General features: G+C 61.8%; 15 protein-coding genes. 6 read left to right on the forward strand and 9 right to left on the reverse strand.

The window, feature by feature from the left end; all coding sequences use genetic code 11:
* Positions 1 to 7: 7 nt before the first annotated feature.
* From JWU58_RS21395 to dinG, 4 genes are all read right to left on the reverse strand, one after another.
* The gene (locus tag JWU58_RS21395) at positions 8 to 1,111 is read right to left on the reverse strand and encodes an OmpA family protein (RefSeq protein WP_016771371.1); all 1,104 of its coding nucleotides are present in this window, start codon (positions 1,109 to 1,111) and stop codon (positions 8 to 10) included.
* Positions 1,112 to 1,224: 113 nt separating this feature from the next.
* Positions 1,225 to 2,370 carry a serine hydrolase domain-containing protein gene (locus JWU58_RS21400; protein WP_206420943.1) on the reverse strand — a complete coding sequence of 382 codons (1,146 nt, stop codon included), beginning with the start codon at positions 2,368 to 2,370 and terminating at the stop codon, positions 1,225 to 1,227.
* Positions 2,371 to 2,580: 210 nt separating this feature from the next.
* Entirely contained in the window at positions 2,581 to 5,049 is a 2,469-nt protein-coding gene (locus JWU58_RS21405; protein ID WP_206420944.1) for a beta-galactosidase, read from the reverse strand.
* A gap of 95 nt (positions 5,050 to 5,144) precedes the next feature.
* Positions 5,145 to 7,289, reverse strand: a complete 2,145-nt coding sequence (gene dinG, locus JWU58_RS21410; protein ID WP_206420945.1) for an ATP-dependent DNA helicase DinG — start codon at positions 7,287 to 7,289, stop codon at positions 5,145 to 5,147.
* Between the two features lie 99 nt (positions 7,290 to 7,388).
* On the opposite strand from dinG, the gene JWU58_RS21415 reads away from it, so the two are divergent.
* On the forward strand, positions 7,389 to 7,853 hold the full coding sequence (locus tag JWU58_RS21415; RefSeq protein WP_016771373.1) for a CopD family protein: 465 nt from the start codon (positions 7,389 to 7,391) through the stop codon (positions 7,851 to 7,853).
* 200 nt (positions 7,854 to 8,053) lie between these two features.
* Here JWU58_RS21415 and JWU58_RS21420 read toward each other — a convergent pair whose 3' ends face one another.
* From JWU58_RS21420 to JWU58_RS21435, 4 genes are all read right to left on the reverse strand, one after another.
* Positions 8,054 to 8,812, reverse strand: a complete 759-nt coding sequence (locus JWU58_RS21420) for a collagen-like triple helix repeat-containing protein (protein WP_125918042.1) — start codon at positions 8,810 to 8,812, stop codon at positions 8,054 to 8,056.
* A complete protein-coding gene (locus tag JWU58_RS21425; protein WP_016771375.1) occupies positions 8,805 to 9,086 on the reverse strand; it encodes a DUF1145 domain-containing protein in 282 nt (93 codons plus the stop codon). Before JWU58_RS21425 ends, JWU58_RS21420 begins: the two co-directional genes overlap by 8 nt.
* Before the next feature lie 160 nt (positions 9,087 to 9,246).
* Positions 9,247 to 9,969: a PA1041 family peptidoglycan-binding anchor lipoprotein gene (locus JWU58_RS21430; RefSeq protein WP_206420946.1), complete on the reverse strand. Its 723-nt coding sequence runs from the start codon at positions 9,967 to 9,969 to the stop codon at positions 9,247 to 9,249.
* A 90-nt stretch (positions 9,970 to 10,059) separates the two neighbouring features.
* Complete coding sequence (locus JWU58_RS21435; protein ID WP_024011908.1) at positions 10,060 to 10,755, reverse strand: PA1041 family peptidoglycan-binding anchor lipoprotein; 696 nt, start codon at positions 10,753 to 10,755, stop codon at positions 10,060 to 10,062.
* Positions 10,756 to 10,954: 199 nt separating this feature from the next.
* On the opposite strand from JWU58_RS21435, the gene JWU58_RS21440 reads away from it, so the two are divergent.
* The 4 genes from JWU58_RS21440 (at position 10,955) to JWU58_RS21455 (ending at position 12,744) form a co-directional block, all read left to right on the forward strand.
* Positions 10,955 to 11,452, forward strand: coding sequence for a DUF6231 family protein (locus JWU58_RS21440; protein ID WP_039762620.1), 498 nt, complete (start codon positions 10,955 to 10,957; stop codon positions 11,450 to 11,452).
* A 4-nt stretch (positions 11,453 to 11,456) separates the two neighbouring features.
* Positions 11,457 to 11,933, forward strand: a complete 477-nt coding sequence (locus JWU58_RS21445; RefSeq protein ID WP_016770618.1) for a YchJ family protein — start codon at positions 11,457 to 11,459, stop codon at positions 11,931 to 11,933.
* 116 nt (positions 11,934 to 12,049) lie between these two features.
* Positions 12,050 to 12,535: an LEA/WHy family protein gene (locus JWU58_RS21450; RefSeq protein WP_024011906.1), complete on the forward strand. Its 486-nt coding sequence runs from the start codon at positions 12,050 to 12,052 to the stop codon at positions 12,533 to 12,535.
* Between the two features lie 5 nt (positions 12,536 to 12,540).
* Positions 12,541 to 12,744: an SEC-C metal-binding domain-containing protein gene (locus JWU58_RS21455; RefSeq protein WP_003198420.1), complete on the forward strand. Its 204-nt coding sequence runs from the start codon at positions 12,541 to 12,543 to the stop codon at positions 12,742 to 12,744.
* Between the two features lie 145 nt (positions 12,745 to 12,889).
* Here the strand turns inward: JWU58_RS21455 and JWU58_RS21460 are convergent, their stop codons facing one another.
* The gene (locus tag JWU58_RS21460; protein ID WP_206420947.1) at positions 12,890 to 13,447 is read right to left on the reverse strand and encodes a cysteine hydrolase family protein; all 558 of its coding nucleotides are present in this window, start codon (positions 13,445 to 13,447) and stop codon (positions 12,890 to 12,892) included.
* Positions 13,448 to 13,648: 201 nt separating this feature from the next.
* On the opposite strand from JWU58_RS21460, the gene JWU58_RS21465 reads away from it, so the two are divergent.
* A complete protein-coding gene (locus JWU58_RS21465) occupies positions 13,649 to 16,099 on the forward strand; it encodes a penicillin acylase family protein (protein WP_206420948.1) in 2,451 nt (816 codons plus the stop codon).
* The last annotated feature ends 83 nt before the right edge of the window (positions 16,100 to 16,182 follow it).

The following is a 16,182-nucleotide window of genomic DNA, read 5'->3' on the forward strand; positions in this document are numbered from 1 at the left end:
TAGCGGATCACTTCTTGGCAGCGTCGGCTGCGGCGACTTTCTTGTCGGTCGCGGCGGCTTTGGCTGGTGCGGTCTTTTTCGCCGGAGCCTTGGCCGGGGCCTTCTTCGCCGGAGCCTTGGCAGCGGTTTTCTTGGCTGGCGCTTTTTTCGCCGCAGGGGCAGCAGCTTTCTTGGCAGCAGGCGCTGGGGTGGCGGGTTTGGCCACTGGCTTGACGTCTTGCGCAGCAACCATCGTCACCGGCTTCGGCGCTGGCATGTTGTATTTGCTCAGCAGCGCAACCATGGTGTTTTGCGGCGTCACCAGCAGTTCGACACGACGGTTCAAGGCACGGCCTTCAACGCTGTCGTTGGCCGCACGCGGCGCTTCGGAACCCATGCCGCGCAGCATCAGGCGATCACGCTGCAAGCCGCTGAGGCGGAAGATCGCTGCCACCGATTGCGCACGTTCCTGACTCAGCTTGACGTTGGCCGGTGCGGCACCGCTGGTGTCACTGTGACCGAGCACCAGCACCGCGGTTTTCGGGTCGGCTTCAAGGATTTTCGCCACGCGAGTGAACGGGCCAAGGGTGACCGGCAGCAGCATCGCCGGGCGGTCCGGGTTGAACGAGCCTTCGACCGGCGCCGTCACCACCAGTACGTTGTCGCGACGCTCGAGTTGCAGATTGCTGTCCTTCACCGCTTCACGCAGACGCGGCTCGTAGTCGTCGAGCCAGGCCTGAGTGACCTTCGGATCCGGCATCGGCACGGCTTTGGCAGTTGGCTGGTCCTTGCCGCCGAACGGCCACCACCATTTGCCATTGGACTGCGCCTCGGCTTTGGCCACCTCGACCGGTTTGGCTTCAGGTTTGACCTCGGCTTTCAGATCAGCCTTGACCGCTTCATCGCTGGAACCGAACGGCCAGTACCACGGGTTGCTGCTTTCGGCCTTGGCCACTGGCGCAGTCGCCGCAGGTTTCAAAGGAGCAGGAGCCGGGGCCGAATCTTTGGCCGCGACTTTGTCGGAAGAACCGAACGGCCACCAACTGCCGCCGTCCGCATTGTTTTTCGGGTTCTGTGCGCAACCGGTGATCGCTACACACAGGGCCAGGGCGAGGGTCTTTTTAGATGACATTGAAAATCCACAAAATGAAGTAATGAAAAATCAGAGCACTTTCGCCCGGATAAACAGCCGTTTTGAAACGAAAATCCCTTTGAGGTTCCGACCCTGGAACCTCTGTTGAAGCTTTACAGACAAGTGGCAAGCACCCGCGCCAGCTTTTGCGCGCGCGGATCCATCAAAACGTAAGGCCCCAGGGTATTTGTCACGAAACCGAAAGCCACATCGTGCTCAGGATCAGCAAAACCGATCGAGCCGCCCGCTCCCGGATGACCGAACGCGCGTGGGCCGAGGCCGTAGGTGGCGTTGGGCACGTCCGGTTGATCGAGCATGCAGCCGAGGCCGAAACGGGTGCGCGTGAGCAAGGTCTTGTCATCGCCAAGACTGTGCTCGCGGGTCAGCTCTTCGAGCATCTCGCTCTCGAGCAGGCTGCCGTCGAGCAGGCCGGCATAGAACCCGGCGAGACTGCGCGCGTTACCGTGGCCGTTGGCCGCCGGTTGCTGCATGCGTCGCCATTCCGGCTTGTTGGTGCTGGTCAGCACGGACGGCGGATTGGTGAAGGCGCGAGTAGTCATGGCAGTCGGTTCGCGCATGGTCACTTGCAGCAGACGCTGGGCCGCAGCGTCGCCGGCGTTGCCCTTGCCACGGGCGATGTGCGCCACGCGATGAAACTCTTCGTCGGCCAGGCCCACGTGGAAATCCAGGCCCAACGGTTTGGCGACCCGAGCGACGATCGACTCGCCCGGCCCACGACCGTCGGCGCGGCGCAGCAATTCGCCGGCCAGCCAGCCGTAGGTGATCGCGGCATAACCGTGACCGGTGCCCGGAGTCCACCATGGCGCTTCGGCCGCAAGGGCGTCGACCATGGTTTGCCAGTCATATAGGGCTTCAGGGGCGAGCAGTTCGCGCAGCGCCGGCAAGCCGGCCTGATGGCAGAGCAATTGGCGCAGGGTGACGGATTCTTTGCCGGCGGCGGCGAATTCCGGCCAGTAGCGGGCAACCGGGGCGTCGAGTTGCAACTTGCCTTCAGCGACCAGTTGCAGCGCGGTGACGGCGGTGAAGGTCTTGGTGCAGGAGAACAGGTTGGCGATGGTGTCGCTATGCCAGGCTTCGGCGCCGTCCTTGTCGGCAGTACCGGACCAGAGGTCGAGGACGGTTTCTCCACCGACCTTGATGCACAGGGCTGCGCCGCGTTCCTGGGGATCGTCGAACAGTGCGGCGAAAGCCTCGCGCACCGCTTCGAATTGAAGCTCGTAATGTCCCTGAATCTGCACCCGCAACTCCCCCGCGAAAACGCTCTACAAAGTGGCCCGCATTGTTCCAGCCCTTGAGGGATTTGGGAACAGGCGCGGGCCAGACGGTTGATCGGCAATTTGTGGTGATCCCTTCGCGAGCAGGCTCGCTCCCACACTGGATCTCAACAGCAGCGCAGTTCCCCTGTGGGAGCGAGCCTGCTCGCGAAGAACGATAACGCGGTCTGAAACCTAGTGACCATTCCCCGAATGCCCACCCGCCTGTGCAGCCCCCGGCGCTTTGCCAGCCTCGGCCTTGCGCCCGCCTTCAATCTCTGCAACCGGTGCTTTCTGCGCCTCCTTGCCCAATTGCTCCAGCGCCTGCAGATTGCTCTTACGCACCGCCTCGACAAAACCCTGATACGGCAGGTCAGTGACCCCGACCAGACCGAAATGGCCGTTCTCGCCGTCGAGCAAACGCCCGGTCACCGGTTGGTCGAGATACTGGAACCAGTGCACGCCGACAATCGACGGTTCGCTCAGCGCCTGTTTGAGGAAGTTGGCATAAGCCGGGCCGCGATCTTCTTCCTTGGCCAACTGCGTCACGCCGCCCCAGAATGGCCCTCGGTCAGCCGAGCCGAAGTTGAATTCGGTGATCAGCACCGGTTTGTCCAGCGCCGCCAGTGCGGCGAAGTCGTAACCGTCCTGCGGCTTGAGCGTGTACATGTTGAAGCTCAACACATCGCAGTACTGCGCGCAGGACGCCACGGCTTCAGGCGTACTGATAGCGAAGCGGCCGCCAAGGAGCATCTGGTTCGGCGCGTGCCATTTCAGCGAATCGGAAATGGTCTTGAAATAGGTATCGGCGAAGACCTTCTGGAAGTATTTGAAATCCGCTTCGATCTCCGGATGCTCCGGGTTCGGCAGCGGCGGCACGAAGCCAGGGTCCTCCATCAATTCCCACGCCGGCAACTCGATGCCCCAGGCCTTGGACAGTCCGGCCTGATTGCGGTACTTGTCGCGCAATTGCTTGAGAAAGGCGCGTTTGGCCGGCACGTCGGTGGTCATTTTCAACGTGCCGTAGGCCAGCGCGTAGCGAGCCTTCGGATCGTCGCCTGGGCCAGCCCAGGCCAGTTCGTTGTCGGCGTAATAACCGATCAGCCACGGATCGTCACGGTGATCGCGGGCGGCAATGGCCACGGTGCGCTCGGTGGCCATGGCGAAACGCGGATCGAACGGATCCGGCATGCCGCCCCACCAATCGCTGCCGGTGCTGATGCTGGTGTAATCGCCGACGATCGACAGCGGCAAGGTGTACGGCACGCGCTCAGCGTCAGCCAGCGACGGCGCGCTCCAGTTGCCTACCGTGTTGAAGCCCCAGGCTTGCAGCCGATCGAGGGTATGGCGGGTCCAGCGTTCTTCATCAATTGTGGCTTTGCACGGGGCGGTTTCCTCGCTGGACGCTTGCACCGCATCGGTCTGCGCCGCTTCGGCAATACCGGATTTCGGCTCGGCAGGCACCGCTGCAGTCTCAGCAGCCTGCACCGAGCCGGCCTCAGCCGCGCCCGCCTTCGCTGCTTCGGCAATCCCGGCCTTGTTGTCGCTGTCCGCCTTGCACGGTTCGCCGTACAGGCGTTGCAGATTGGCGCCATAGAAGTCGTACCAGCGGCCGTTGCCGTAGCCACGGCCCTGATCGGCACCGTTGCCGCCACGGTTGTCGCCCTCGCCGAAATGCGCGGCCAGCGGGTCGTCGTTCTTCGGCAACGATTCGAACATGTACTCACGACCAGCCACGTAGGTCTGGTTGACTTGCGCGCTGACGGTGTTGACGCCCAGCGAATAGAACGGGTGGCCTTCAGGGGTCACCAGATACCAGCGGCCATCACGTTTTTCCGTGCGGAAGAAGCCGCTGGCCTTGAACGCCGGGCCTTTGTTCCAGCCGCCGAACTTGTCCAGCGAAGCCTTTTCACGCTCAGTCAGCCACGTATTCAGTTGTTGCTGCTCTTTGCTGGCGGCGCTTTTAAGTTGCTCGTCGCTGCTGACTTTTTCCGGCCACTTGCTGCGGGTTGACTGCCCGTAAGCATCGACCAGATTACCGTACACCGCGCGCGTCACCGACTCGCCGTCCTGCACGCCGAAACGCTCGAGCAACAGGCTCTGCGCAACTTTCGGCTGATCCATCGACAGACTCACCGAGACCACTTGGCTGCGGTCGATCTCGCCGGTGCTACTGGCCAGCAGGATGCGTTGACCATCGACGGTCATCGGCATCGGCGGCCCGGCTTTCATGCCCTGGCTCAGCGGCGTCGAAGCCACCAGCGGCACCAGCAAGGTTTGCGCGGGGCCGGCCGGCAGATCGACGCGGCTGATCAGGGTGCGGCCATCGTTGCTCTGGATCTGCACATAAACCGTCACCGCCCAGTTCATCGCACTCTGCAGACGCAAGCTCATCATGCCGGACTGCGACCAGTCCCAGGCGCCAGTCTGTGGGGTCAGGCGCAAGGTTGGCCGGGCGACCGGATTGAACGTCACCCGGCGCAGCACTTCACCTTCCGCGGTCTGTTCGGCATTGGCCTGGGGCAGGTCGGCGTTTTCCGTGGCGACCTTGACCACGTCGGCCGGGCGCACGAAGTTGAACAGCGTCTGCTGACCGGCGGGCGCGGCCAGCAACGGCGCGGCAAAGAACATGGCGAAAACAGCGGGCAACGAACGGCGGATCATAAGAACGGAGTTCTCCCTAACGACCAGTCAAGGCCAATGGAAAAGCGGTGGCAGAGAGATAGACAACGCGGCGGGCCAATCGGCCCACCCGCGTCTCAGGATATTTCACGTCGGAAAGGAGGCAACGCATTGAGGATCGCCTTGCCGTAGCGCTGGGTGACCAGACGCCGGTCGAGCAAGGTGATGGTGCCGCGGTCTTCTTCGGTGCGCAGCAGACGCCCGCAGGCCTGAACCAGTTTCAGCGAGGCATCGGGCACGGAGATTTCCATGAACGGATTGCCGCCACGCGCCTCGATCCACTCCGACAACGCGGCCTCGACCGGATCATCGGGCACCGAGAACGGAATCTTGGCGATCACCACGTGCTCGCAGTAGGCACCCGGCAAATCGACACCCTCGGCAAAACTGGCCAGCCCGAACAGAACGCTGGAATCACCGCCATCGACCCGCGCCTTGTGCTTGTTGAGGGTTTCCTGTTTCGACAGGTTGCCCTGAATGAACACTTGCTTGCGCCAGTCGCGGTCGAGACCGTCGAACACGTCCTGCATTTGCTTGCGCGAGGAGAACAGCACCAGCGTGCCACGGGAACCTTCGACCAGATCCGGCAGTTCACGGATGATCGCCGCCGTGTGGGCGGCGGCATCGCGCGGGTCGGCCTTCAGATCCGGCACGCGCAGCACGCCGGCATCGGCATGATGAAACGGGCTCGGCACCACCGCCGTGACAGCTTTTTTCGGCAGACCGGCGCGCATGCGGAAACGGTCGAAAGTGCCCAGCGCCGTCAGCGTCGCCGAGGTCACCAGGCAGCCGTAAGCGACGTTCCACAAACTGCGACGCAAGGTTTCCGCCGCCAGAATCGGGCTGGCGTTGACCTCGATATCGAACAGCGAACCGCTTTCGGCCAGGGTCAGCCAGCGGGCCATTGGCGGGCTGTCTTCCGGGTCTTCGGCGGTGAACGCGGTCCACAATTCCCAGTTGCCGGAAGCGCGGGACAACAGGCTGCCGAACAGCGGATACCACTCTTCGGCCTGATTGCTGGCGATGCCGATATTGACCTCACCATCCATGCCTTCCTTGAGCAGATCGGTCAGGCGCTGGAACAGATCGTTAAGGCGCGAATAGCCTTTTTTCAGCTCGATGCCCATCTCGCGCATGTCCTCGGGAATCACCCCGCCGACAAAGCGATGTCGCGGACGTTCGCGGCCTTCGACGTCTTCGCCGGGTTTGAAATCGGCGATCTGCTCACACGCGGTGAACATGAACTGCTGCTGGGTCTTGATCTCCCGCGCCAGCACGGGCACCTGCTCGATCAGCTTGCCGAGATCACCCGGCAACGGATGCTGCGCGAGCAATTTGGTCAGGTTCTTGGCAGTGGTTTCCAGCCAGTCGGCGGTGGAGCGCAGGCGCGTGTAATGAGCGAAGTGGCCGATGGCCTTGTCCGGCAAATGGTGACCTTCGTCGAACACGTAAATGGTGTCGCGCGGGTCCGGCAGCACGGCGCCGCCGCCCAGTGCCAGATCCGCCAGGACCATGTCGTGGTTGGTGACGATCACGTCAACCTTGCCCATGCCTTCGCGGGCCTTGTAGAAGGCGCACTGGCCGAAGTTCGGGCAATGACGGTTGGTGCACTGGCTGTGATCGGTGGTCAGGCGCGCCCAGTCGGCGTCTTCCAGCGCGTTAGGCCAGCTGTCGCGGTCGCCGTCCCATTTATTGCCGGCGAGCTTTTCGATCATGCTGGTGAACAGCTTCTGACTGGCCTCGTCGACTTCGATCTTGAAGCCTTCTTCCTCGAACAACTGCGCGGTGGCGGTTTGCGCGTGGCCTTCCTGCAAGAGCATGTCGAGCTTGGACAGACACATGTAGCGGCCACGGCCCTTGGCCAGGGCGAAGCTGAAATTCAGCCCGCTGTTGCGCATCAGGTCAGGCAGATCCTTGTAGACGATCTGCTCTTGCAGGGCGACGGTCGCGGTGGCTATCACCAGACGCTTGCCGGCCAGTTTCGCCGTAGGAATCGCCGCCAGGCTGTAGGCCACCGTCTTGCCGGTACCGGTGCCGGCTTCCACCGCGACAATCGCGGGGTCGCCACTGCGCCGGCCTTCGTCATCGGTGTCGATATCCCCGAGGACCTTGGCGATTTCGGCGATCATCAGGCGCTGGCCGTAACGCGGCTTGAGGCTCTTGGCCTCTAGAAAACGCGAATAGGCGCCCTGGATCGTGGTTTTGAGTTCAGTGCTGATCATTGAGTGTCGGGCGCTGGAAACGCTGGATAAATTTTCAGTAGTTTGGTTCGGCGGCTATCATACCTGCCTAATCGATCCTGCGCAGAACGGAGTGCCCGAATGACACCTTTTAGCCTCGTTTACCCCCTGCATGTCCTTGCCGCTCTGGTGTGGGTCGGCGGCATGTTTTTCGCCTGGATGGTCTTGCGCCCTGCGGCTGTGAAGGCTCTGGACGGCCCAGCTCGCCTGACCCTGTGGGTGGAAGTGTTTCAAGGTTTTTTCCGTTGGGTCTGGGTCGCAGTGATCCTGTTGCCGATCAGCGGCGTGGGCATGCTGCATCTGCAGCAGGTCGGATTTGAAACCGCGCCGAAGTACGTGCAGGTGATGATCGGTTTGTATGTGGTGATGACGGCGCTGTTCATCCGCATTCAGGGGTTGATGCTGCCGGAATTGCGCAAGGCGGTTGAGGCGAAGGATTGGCCGGCGGGTGCGGCAGTGCTGGGGCGGATTCGCCGGGTGGTGGGGCTTAATCTGCTGGTCGGGTTGGTGCTGGTGGCGGTAGCGGCGGCGAGACCGATGCTCTGAATCGCACTATTTTTCTGCTGTGAACACAGTTGTGGCGAGGGGATTTATCCCCGCTGGGCTGCGTAGCAGTCCCGCTTTTGATTTTTAGAGCGGGGCCGCTTCGCGACCCAGCGGGGATAAATCCCCTCGCCACATAATTTCACTCACCAAAGATCTTCACTCACCAAAGCATTTTATTGATCAGAGAGTGGGTCGCAGTTTTAGAGGCGTTGCACGGTAACCGAACCCGCCGCTCCCTCCGGCCCCGGCTGGCCATCCACGCCGGCCTTGCCGTTCTTGCCGCCGTCAGCGCGGTACACCAGGCAGCCCTTGGACTTGCCACCCTTGCCCGCCTTGCCGCCGACACCCGCCGGGCCGCCGGCACCGCCAGCCACGTTGACTTTGATCAGCTCGGCTGGAAAATCCCGTGGTACGGCGAGTCGCACCAGCGCACCCGGCGCGCCTGGCTGGCCATCGCTGCCGTCACTGCCATCGGCACCGTGACCGGCCGAGCCATAGGTGCAGCCCGGATCTTCACCGTTGCCGCCGTCGAGGCCGACGAACCCTGGCGCGCCCCTGCCGCCACGGGCATCGACCGTCAGTTGCGGCGCGCTCAGGGCCTGGAATTGCAGATTCAGATTGCGCCCGGCCCGGGCCGCTTTTTCATAAGTGCCGGGGGCGCCGCGCGCGGTGATCTGGCTGCCCTCGCTCAATTCAGCGCGCTTGACCTTCACTTCCAGCGCTTGTTCAGCCGGAACGATAGCAATACGTGCTTCATGGCCAAGACGCAGTTCATCGATGTTTAATTCAGTCACGTTGGACGGGATCAGCAAGGTGCCGTAATCGGCGACTTCCAGTTTCTCCAGTTGCAGCGTGCTGGTGGTGTTGGGCAAGCGCATCAAAGAATTGCTTTGCACGTTGACCACCTGGGCGCAGGCCAGTGGACTGATGAATGCAGCGAGCAGGCAGAGTTTACGCATGGGAAGAAGCCTCCGGAGCGGCCGGGGCCGGGATGGTTTGCAGGTGGAAAACGCCGAACAACAGGATGCGGCCACGATCACGCCAAGGGTGCGGACGACCCTTGAGGCTGCGGTTGCACAGCAGCACTTCGAGTAGATGAATCAGCAACAACAGAGCGCCGGCCAGATTGACCAGCAGATGCAACGGATGAACAAACGGCACCAGTTGATTGGCCAGTACCACGCAGCAGAACAGCAGGGTCAGCAAACGCCCCAGCCCCCAGAACACCTTCATACGCTCCCCCGTGTTGCGAATTATTCTTTGCACGCACAGTACCGGCTTCTGCGGGGGATAAGCCAGAGGGAAAAATGAAATTTGTGCAAACGCTGATGAAATGGCTGCCGGGGCGACGATCTCGACCCGGCAGCTCTAGCCGGCGGACTACAGACCTTTCCTAACGATTGATATGCAGCTCGACCCGGCGATTTTCCGCGCGACCTTCATCGCTGGCGTTATCGGCGACCGGCTCACTTTCGCCTCGACCCTCGCTGGTGAGCTTGTTCGGCGCCAGGCCCTGACTGAGCAAGTACGCTGCGACACTGCTCGCGCGCCGCTCGGACAAAGCCTGGTTATAGGCGTCGGAGCCTTTGCTGTCTGTATGCCCGATGACTTTGATGCTGACCACGTCGGCATTACGCAGTTTGTCCATCAAGGTGTCGAGCTGGGCTTTGGCCGCCGGGGTCAGATCGGACTTGTCGAAATCGAACAGCACGTTGCCGGCATCGCTCAAGGTGATCACTTCGGTTTGCGGCGCCGGTTCGACCGGTTTGACTGCCACCGGATATTGCGGCAGCGGGCAGCCACGATGATCGACTTCGGTATTTTCCGGTGTGTCCGGGCAGCGGTCGCGGCGGTCGAATACGCCGTCGCTGTCCTCGTCGCCATCCTGGGCGTAACAGATCAGCCCGCCGGTGACGATACCCAATGCCGCGCCGCCACCGGCCCAGCCGGCGCTTTCAATGGCGCCAAGACCGCCGCCGACCAGGCCGCCAAGCAGGCTGCAGATTGGCCACGTACGTTGATTGAGGGGGGCGGTGCCATCGCTGTGAGTGGCACAACCGGTGAGCAAGCTGCCTAGCAGCAGCACCGGCAAGACGGACCTTGAGAAAACACGCATTTGTGAACGCTCCTGTGTACCGGCCCATACCGGTTACACAGGAGTAAAGACCCGCATCCGCGACTGCACAAGCCGCGGATGCGAGAGGGGCTAGCGGACGATTTTGATTTCGGTGCGACGGTTCTGCGCACGACCATCAGCCGACTTGTTGTCAGCCACAGGCTGGCTTTCACCAAGGCCCGACACCGAAACGAAGCTGGCACGTGGAACGCCCTGCTGGATCAGGTATTCCACCACCGAGTGCGCACGACGATCCGACAGTTTCTTGTTGTAGGCATCGCTGCCGACACTGTCGGTGTGACCGGTAACGGTCAGTTGCGCGGTAGAGGATTCCTGTTTCAGGCGATCGGCGACCTTGTCCAGCACTTGCTTGTCGGGGCCGGTCAGCGTGGCTTTGTCGAATTCGAAATGCACATCACGAATGACGATGGTTTCTTCCTTGACCACAACCGCTTCTTCGACCACTGGCGCAGGCGTCGGTGGCGGGCAACCGTCAGCGTCGACCTGTACGCCTTTAGGCGTACCCGGGCACTTGTCGCGACTGTCCGGCACGCCATCGCCGTCTTCATCGCCATCACCATGCACCCAGCAATAGGCCGCTGCCGTGCCGCCAACGAGCAGCGCACCGTAGCCAGCCCACGATGCGCTTTCCGTCGCGCCGAGACCGGCACCGACCACACCGCCGACCGCCGCACAGGTCGGCCAGTCGGTTTTCTGCAAACCTGCACAACCAGTCAACACACTGGTTAGCAGAACCAAGGGTAATGCTGTCCGAACTATGCTCATCTAGTTTTCTCCTGAGGGATCGGCTTAAAACCGATTCAGGGAGTAAAGACCGGAGTTTTAATCTCCGCCAGCAATAGGCCACCGCTGTTTGCGACCGTGTTCACAGGGGTTTGCCTCTTTTGGCGAAAACCGGTGCCACCGGGCGCTTTGCCGACGCGGTCTGGCAGGCTAGTCTTGGCGGTCTGACTGAGGAGCTTCGATGAACGCCGCCATTTCTTCGCGCACGCCACAACAGGCGTTGGCCGCTTTGCTGGATCGCTACGCCCCGGCCCGTCTGCTGCTGATCGGCGCCAGCGAGTTTCCCGCCTTGAGCGCTTTCAAGGACGCGCATCCCGACACAGTGGTCGCCCATGCCGCACCCGGCGCACTGCCGGCTGAGCTGGCCGCGCAACGCTTCGATCTGGCGCTGGTAGTCGATTGCCTGGAACATTTGCCCAAGCGCGACGGCCTGAACCTGTTGGGCGGCATTCGCAATCTCAACGCCAGTCGCATCGCGGTGCTGGCGGATCTGGCGGCCAGTGGCTGGCAGGAAACCGATTTCTATTCGCTGGCCCTGCAGGCCAGCGAGCGTTTCCAGCGCGACGAGCAGGTGCTGACCCTGTTCACCTACGATCTGCTTGACTACAAACAAGTCCCCGACTGGCTCAATTCACGCTTCTGGGCCAATCCGGAAAACTTCGGGAAATACTGGTGGTAATGCAATGAGTACAGCCATTTGCCCATGCGGCAGCGGCAATCTGCTGGACGCCTGCTGCGGCCCTTATCACGACGGCCACCCGGCACCGTGTGCCGAAGCCTTGATGCGTTCGCGCTACAGCGCTTATGTGCTGGGGCTGATCGACTATCTGGTAGCGACTACCCTGCCCGCGCAACAGGCGGGGCTGAACCGACAATCGATCAGCGACTGGAGTGCGCAAAGCACCTGGCTCGGCCTTGAGGTTGAAAGCTCGGAAGTCTTTGGCGGTCAGCCGGAACACGCCTTTGTCACCTTCACCGCGCGCTGGCATGACAGCCAGGGCGAGCACAGCCATCGCGAGCGCTCATCCTTTGTCCAGAACGGCGGGCGCTGGTACTTCATCGATCCGACGGTGCAGATGAAGCTGGGGCGCAATGACGGCTGCCCGTGTGGCAGCGGGCAGAAGTTCAAGAAGTGTTGTTCGGGTTATTTCGGCGCTTGAGCTGAAGATCAAAAGATCGTCCGATCGCGGCCCGAGCCTTCGGCCGCTCCTACACGGGATTAGCCGAAGGCTGAAATCTTTTAAGGTCTAGACTGGGCACAAAGGGAGTCAATTTCATGCTCGGTCGTCGGCGCACATTACATTTTCTGCTCTTGATGCTGATCGTAAACCTCGGCGGCTGTGCCTCGTGGTTCAGCGACGACAGCGTCGAGCCCGCCGTGCATCTGGTGAAAGTCGAGGTCGTGCGGGCCAAACTGCTCGAACAGAAATTCATCCTGCACTTTCGCGTCGACAATCCCAACGACAGCGACCTGACCGTGCGCGGCCTCGAATACCGGATTCACCTGGCCGACATGCTGCTCACCGAAGGCGAGCATGAGCACTGGTTTACCGTGGGGCCCAAGCGCAGCGCTTACTTCAAAGTGCCGATCCGCACCAACCTGTGGCCGAAGGTGAAACAGGTGGTGAAACTGCTGAAAAATCCGAACCAGCAGATTCCCTATCGATTGCAGGGCGAAATGGAAACCGGTTTATTCATCGCCCACTACGTGCACCTTGAGCGCAATGGCGTGATAATCCCCGCCGATCTAACTCCGGAGTGACCTCGATGACCCAGCAACCCCATGTCCATGGCCCTGACTGCAACCACGATCATGACCACCATCACGATCACGACCATGGCCATGTCCACGGCCCGAACTGCGGCCACGCCCACCAGGAACCGGTGCGCAACGCCCTGAAAGACGTCGGCCGCAACGACCCTTGCCCATGCGGCAACGGCAAGAAATTCAAGAAGTGCCACGGCGCTTGATGTCACTGGCGAAGGTCTTCTTCGCCTGACACACCGCCTTCGCGAGCAGGCTCGCTCCCACAGGGATCGCGTTTCATCTGAAGAAATATGGTCACTGTGGGAGCGAGCCTGCTCGCGAAGGCGGCGGCGCCTCCATTACAAAACTTCAGCCCGCCGCCAGAATCTGGGAAGAGCCGACCACCGTCGCATACTCCCCATGCAGATTGCCCAGCGACATCCCGTGCACCTCTTCAGCGGTACGCGGTGTGCCGAAATAATCGGCCTTGTCGAAGGTATAACATGCATCCTCTGCCACCCATGTGTCGAACCCCAGGTTGCCCGCAGTGCGCGCCGTCGACTCAACCGAGTTATTGGTCGCCACACCAACGATGATCAGTTGCCCGATCCCAGCCTCACACAACTGCGCCTCCAGCCCACTGGCACAAAACGCGTCCGGCACCTGTTTCTGCACCAGCCATTCCCCGTCCCGAGGAACAAATCGCTCTTGAAACTCCACTTCGTCCTGCTCGGGCCAGAACACCGAATCAGGTGAGCGCGACAAGTGCTGCACGTGGATCACCGGGCGCCCGCGCAGGCGCCACAGCGCCAGTAGCTCAAGCATTCTTTCCTCGGCCTGAGGATTATTCCGCCGCCCCAGACGCGGATGCAGGATGCCTTTCTGCTGGTCGATGATGATCAGCGCAGTGTTGCTCTGAAGCTCCATAGCGATCTTTCTCCTGACAGGGCACGGGACTTGTTCCGTAGTTCAACATCAGCGCTTTCCCACAAGCAACTGTCACACCTCTGACCGATCAGCCGACAACTGCATAAATAACCACTCGCCCCGCTTGCGCGGCTCTCGCGCCGTCACTAACGTAGCGGCTTTATTGCGCCCCCAGCCTTATACCCCCGCAGGAGCTTCGCCATGGCCTCGCCAGCCCTTTCACATTTTCTTCCCCGGTTCGGCGTTGCCGCAGCAGTGGCCGGTGTCCTCGGCCTGTCCGGTTGCCAGACCTGGAACGCCCAGGACAGCCTGCCGCCGACCTCCGGCGTGCAACCGCTCAAGGGCCTGGCGCAGAACGTTTCGGTGCGGCGCAATGCGATGGGCATGCCGCTGATCGAAAGCAACAGCTTCCATGACGCGCTGTTCAGTCTCGGTTACGTCCACGCCAGCGACCGCATCAACCAGATGGTCACCCTGCGCCTGTTGGCCCAGGGCCGGCTGGCGGAAATGTCCGGCGCGTCGATGCTCGATGCCGACCGCTACATGCGCGCGGTCAATCTGAAGAAGAGCGCCGGCGAGCTGTACAAGGCCTCGTCGCCACGGCTCAAGCGCTTCTTCGAAGTGTATGCACGGGGCGTCAACGCCTACCTGTTCCGCTACGCCGACAAGTTGCCGGGCGACCTCGCCGCCAGCGGTTACAAGCCCGAATACTGGAAACCGGAAGATTCGGCGCTGATTTTTGCCCTGCTGAATTTCAGCCAGTCGGCCAACCTGCCGGAGGAAATCCAGTCGCTGGTGCTCGCGCAAACCGTGACCACTGACAAACTCGCCTGGCTGAGCCCGTCGGCGCCTGATGAAAACCTGCCAGTGGCTGAAGCCGACAAACTGCAAGGCCTTAAGCTCAACGGGCAGATTCCGGGGCTGACGGAACTGAGCAGCGCCAGCCAGCAACTGTCGGCGCTGAACCTGCTCGCCACGCCGACTGCGAACAATTGGGCGATTGCCCCGCAACGCAGCCGCAGCGGCAAAAGCCTGCTGGCCAGCGATGCGCACGGGCCACTGGCCGCGCCGTCGTTGTGGAGTTTCGTGCAGATACGTGCGCCGAAATATCAGGCGGCCGGCGTCACGGTTGCCGGTCTGCCGATGGTGCTCGGCGGCTTCAACGGTAAAGTGGCGTGGAGCATGACCAGCGTGCTCGGCGACAATCAGGACCTGTTCCTCGAGAAAATCCGCCGTCAGGGCAGCAGCCTCACTTACGAAGTCAACGGCAAATGGCAGCCGCTGGGCGTGCGCAACGAGACCTACTTCGTCAAAGGCCAGCGGCCGATTCGCGAAGCCGTGTACGAAACCCGTCACGGCGCGCTGCTCAACAGTGCCCAGGCAGCGGCGCAAGGCAGCGGTTTCGGCCTCGCCTTGCAGACGCCAAGCTTCACCGACGACAAAACGCTGGATGCCTTCTTCGATCTGACCCGAGCGCAAAACGTCGAGCGCGCCTCGGACGCCAGCCGTGAAATCCGCGCCATTACCCTGAATCTGGTCTTTGCCGATGCGAGCAATATCGGCTGGCAAGTCACCGGGCGCTTCCCCAACCGTCGCGAAGGCGAAGGCCTGCTGCCCTCGCCGGGTTGGGACGGTCGCTACGACTGGGACGGTTACGCCGACCCGATGCTGCACCCCTACGATCAGGACCCGGCACAAGGCTGGCTCGGCACCGCCAACCAGCGCGTCATCCCCGACGGCTACGGCATGCAGTTGTCGAAATCCTGGGCGGCACCGGAGCGCGGCGAACGCTTGGCGGAAATGGCTGGCAGCGGCAAGCACGACAGCCGCAGCGTGATCGCCATGCAGTACGACCAGACCACCACCTTCGCCGCCAAGCTGAAAAAAGTCTTCGAAGCACCGGGGATGAAGCAACCGCTGAAACAGGCGATCGACGCCCTGCCGGACGCCGAACGCAGCAAGGCTCGTGAAGCCTTCACGCGAATGATGGCGTTCGACGGCAAGCTCAGCCCGACCTCGGCGGATGCCGCGATTTATGAACTGTTTCTGCAGGAAAGCATGAAGCAGCTCTTCCTCGATGAACTGGGTCCTGAATCGAGCCCGGCGTGGAAGGCCTTTGTCGCCAATGGCGATCTGTCCTACGCGGCGCAGGCCGATCATCTCTTGGGACGTGAGGACAGTCCGTTCTGGGATGATCTGCGCACGCCGCAGAAGGAAGATAAAGCGGTGATTCTCGCCCGCAGCCTCGCTGCAGCGATTACAGCGGGCGACAGCCAGTTGGGCGGCGATCATCGCGCCTGGCAGTGGGGCAAATTGCACAGCTATGCGTGGAAAAACAGCAACGGTCAGACTGTACGCGGGCCGCTGGCGGCTGGAGGCGATCACACCACGCTGAACAGCTCGGCGTTTGCCTGGGGCCAGGACTTCGCCACCACACGCGCGCCGTCGATGCGCTTTATCGTCGACTTCGGCCAGAGCGAGCCATTGATGGCGCAGAACGGTACGGGGCAGTCGGGCAATCCACTGAGTCCGAATTACCTGAACGGGATCGATGCGTGGCTGAAAGGTCAGTACATCGGCCTGCCGATGCAGCCGCAGAACTTTGATCGGGTGTATGGCAAGACCCGTTTGACCCTCACCCCGGGCAAGTAAGCGCAGTTCCCTGTGGAAGCGAGCCTGCTCGCGAAGACGGAGGCACAGTCAAAATTGATGTGTCTGGTAAACCGCTTTCGCGA

Origin of the sequence: Pseudomonas atacamensis (assembly GCF_017167965.1) — a bacterium.
In the GTDB taxonomy this organism is placed as follows: Bacteria; Pseudomonadota; Gammaproteobacteria; order Pseudomonadales; family Pseudomonadaceae; genus Aquipseudomonas; species Aquipseudomonas atacamensis.

Bases quoted from the DNA above. Each gene is read 5' to 3' on its own strand.
- JWU58_RS21465 (WP_206420948.1), top strand. From the start codon at position 13,649: ATGGCCTCGCCAGCCCTTTCACATTTTCTTCCCCGGTTCGGCGTTGCC.
- JWU58_RS21440 (WP_039762620.1), top strand. From the start codon at position 10,955: ATGAACGCCGCCATTTCTTCGCGCACGCCACAACAGGCGTTGGCCGCT.
- dinG (WP_206420945.1), bottom strand. From the start codon at position 7,289: ATGATCAGCACTGAACTCAAAACCACGATCCAGGGCGCCTATTCGCGT.
- JWU58_RS21420 (WP_125918042.1), bottom strand. From the start codon at position 8,812: ATGCGTAAACTCTGCCTGCTCGCTGCATTCATCAGTCCACTGGCCTGC.
- JWU58_RS21460 (WP_206420947.1), bottom strand. From the start codon at position 13,447: ATGGAGCTTCAGAGCAACACTGCGCTGATCATCATCGACCAGCAGAAA.
- JWU58_RS21415 (WP_016771373.1), top strand. From the start codon at position 7,389: ATGACACCTTTTAGCCTCGTTTACCCCCTGCATGTCCTTGCCGCTCTG.
- JWU58_RS21395 (WP_016771371.1), bottom strand. From the start codon at position 1,111: ATGTCATCTAAAAAGACCCTCGCCCTGGCCCTGTGTGTAGCGATCACC.
- JWU58_RS21430 (WP_206420946.1), bottom strand. From the start codon at position 9,969: ATGCGTGTTTTCTCAAGGTCCGTCTTGCCGGTGCTGCTGCTAGGCAGC.
- JWU58_RS21450 (WP_024011906.1), top strand. From the start codon at position 12,050: ATGCTCGGTCGTCGGCGCACATTACATTTTCTGCTCTTGATGCTGATC.
- JWU58_RS21445 (WP_016770618.1), top strand. From the start codon at position 11,457: ATGAGTACAGCCATTTGCCCATGCGGCAGCGGCAATCTGCTGGACGCC.
- JWU58_RS21435 (WP_024011908.1), bottom strand. From the start codon at position 10,755: ATGAGCATAGTTCGGACAGCATTACCCTTGGTTCTGCTAACCAGTGTG.
- JWU58_RS21455 (WP_003198420.1), top strand. From the start codon at position 12,541: ATGACCCAGCAACCCCATGTCCATGGCCCTGACTGCAACCACGATCAT.
- JWU58_RS21425 (WP_016771375.1), bottom strand. From the start codon at position 9,086: ATGAAGGTGTTCTGGGGGCTGGGGCGTTTGCTGACCCTGCTGTTCTGC.
- JWU58_RS21405 (WP_206420944.1), bottom strand. From the start codon at position 5,049: ATGATCCGCCGTTCGTTGCCCGCTGTTTTCGCCATGTTCTTTGCCGCG.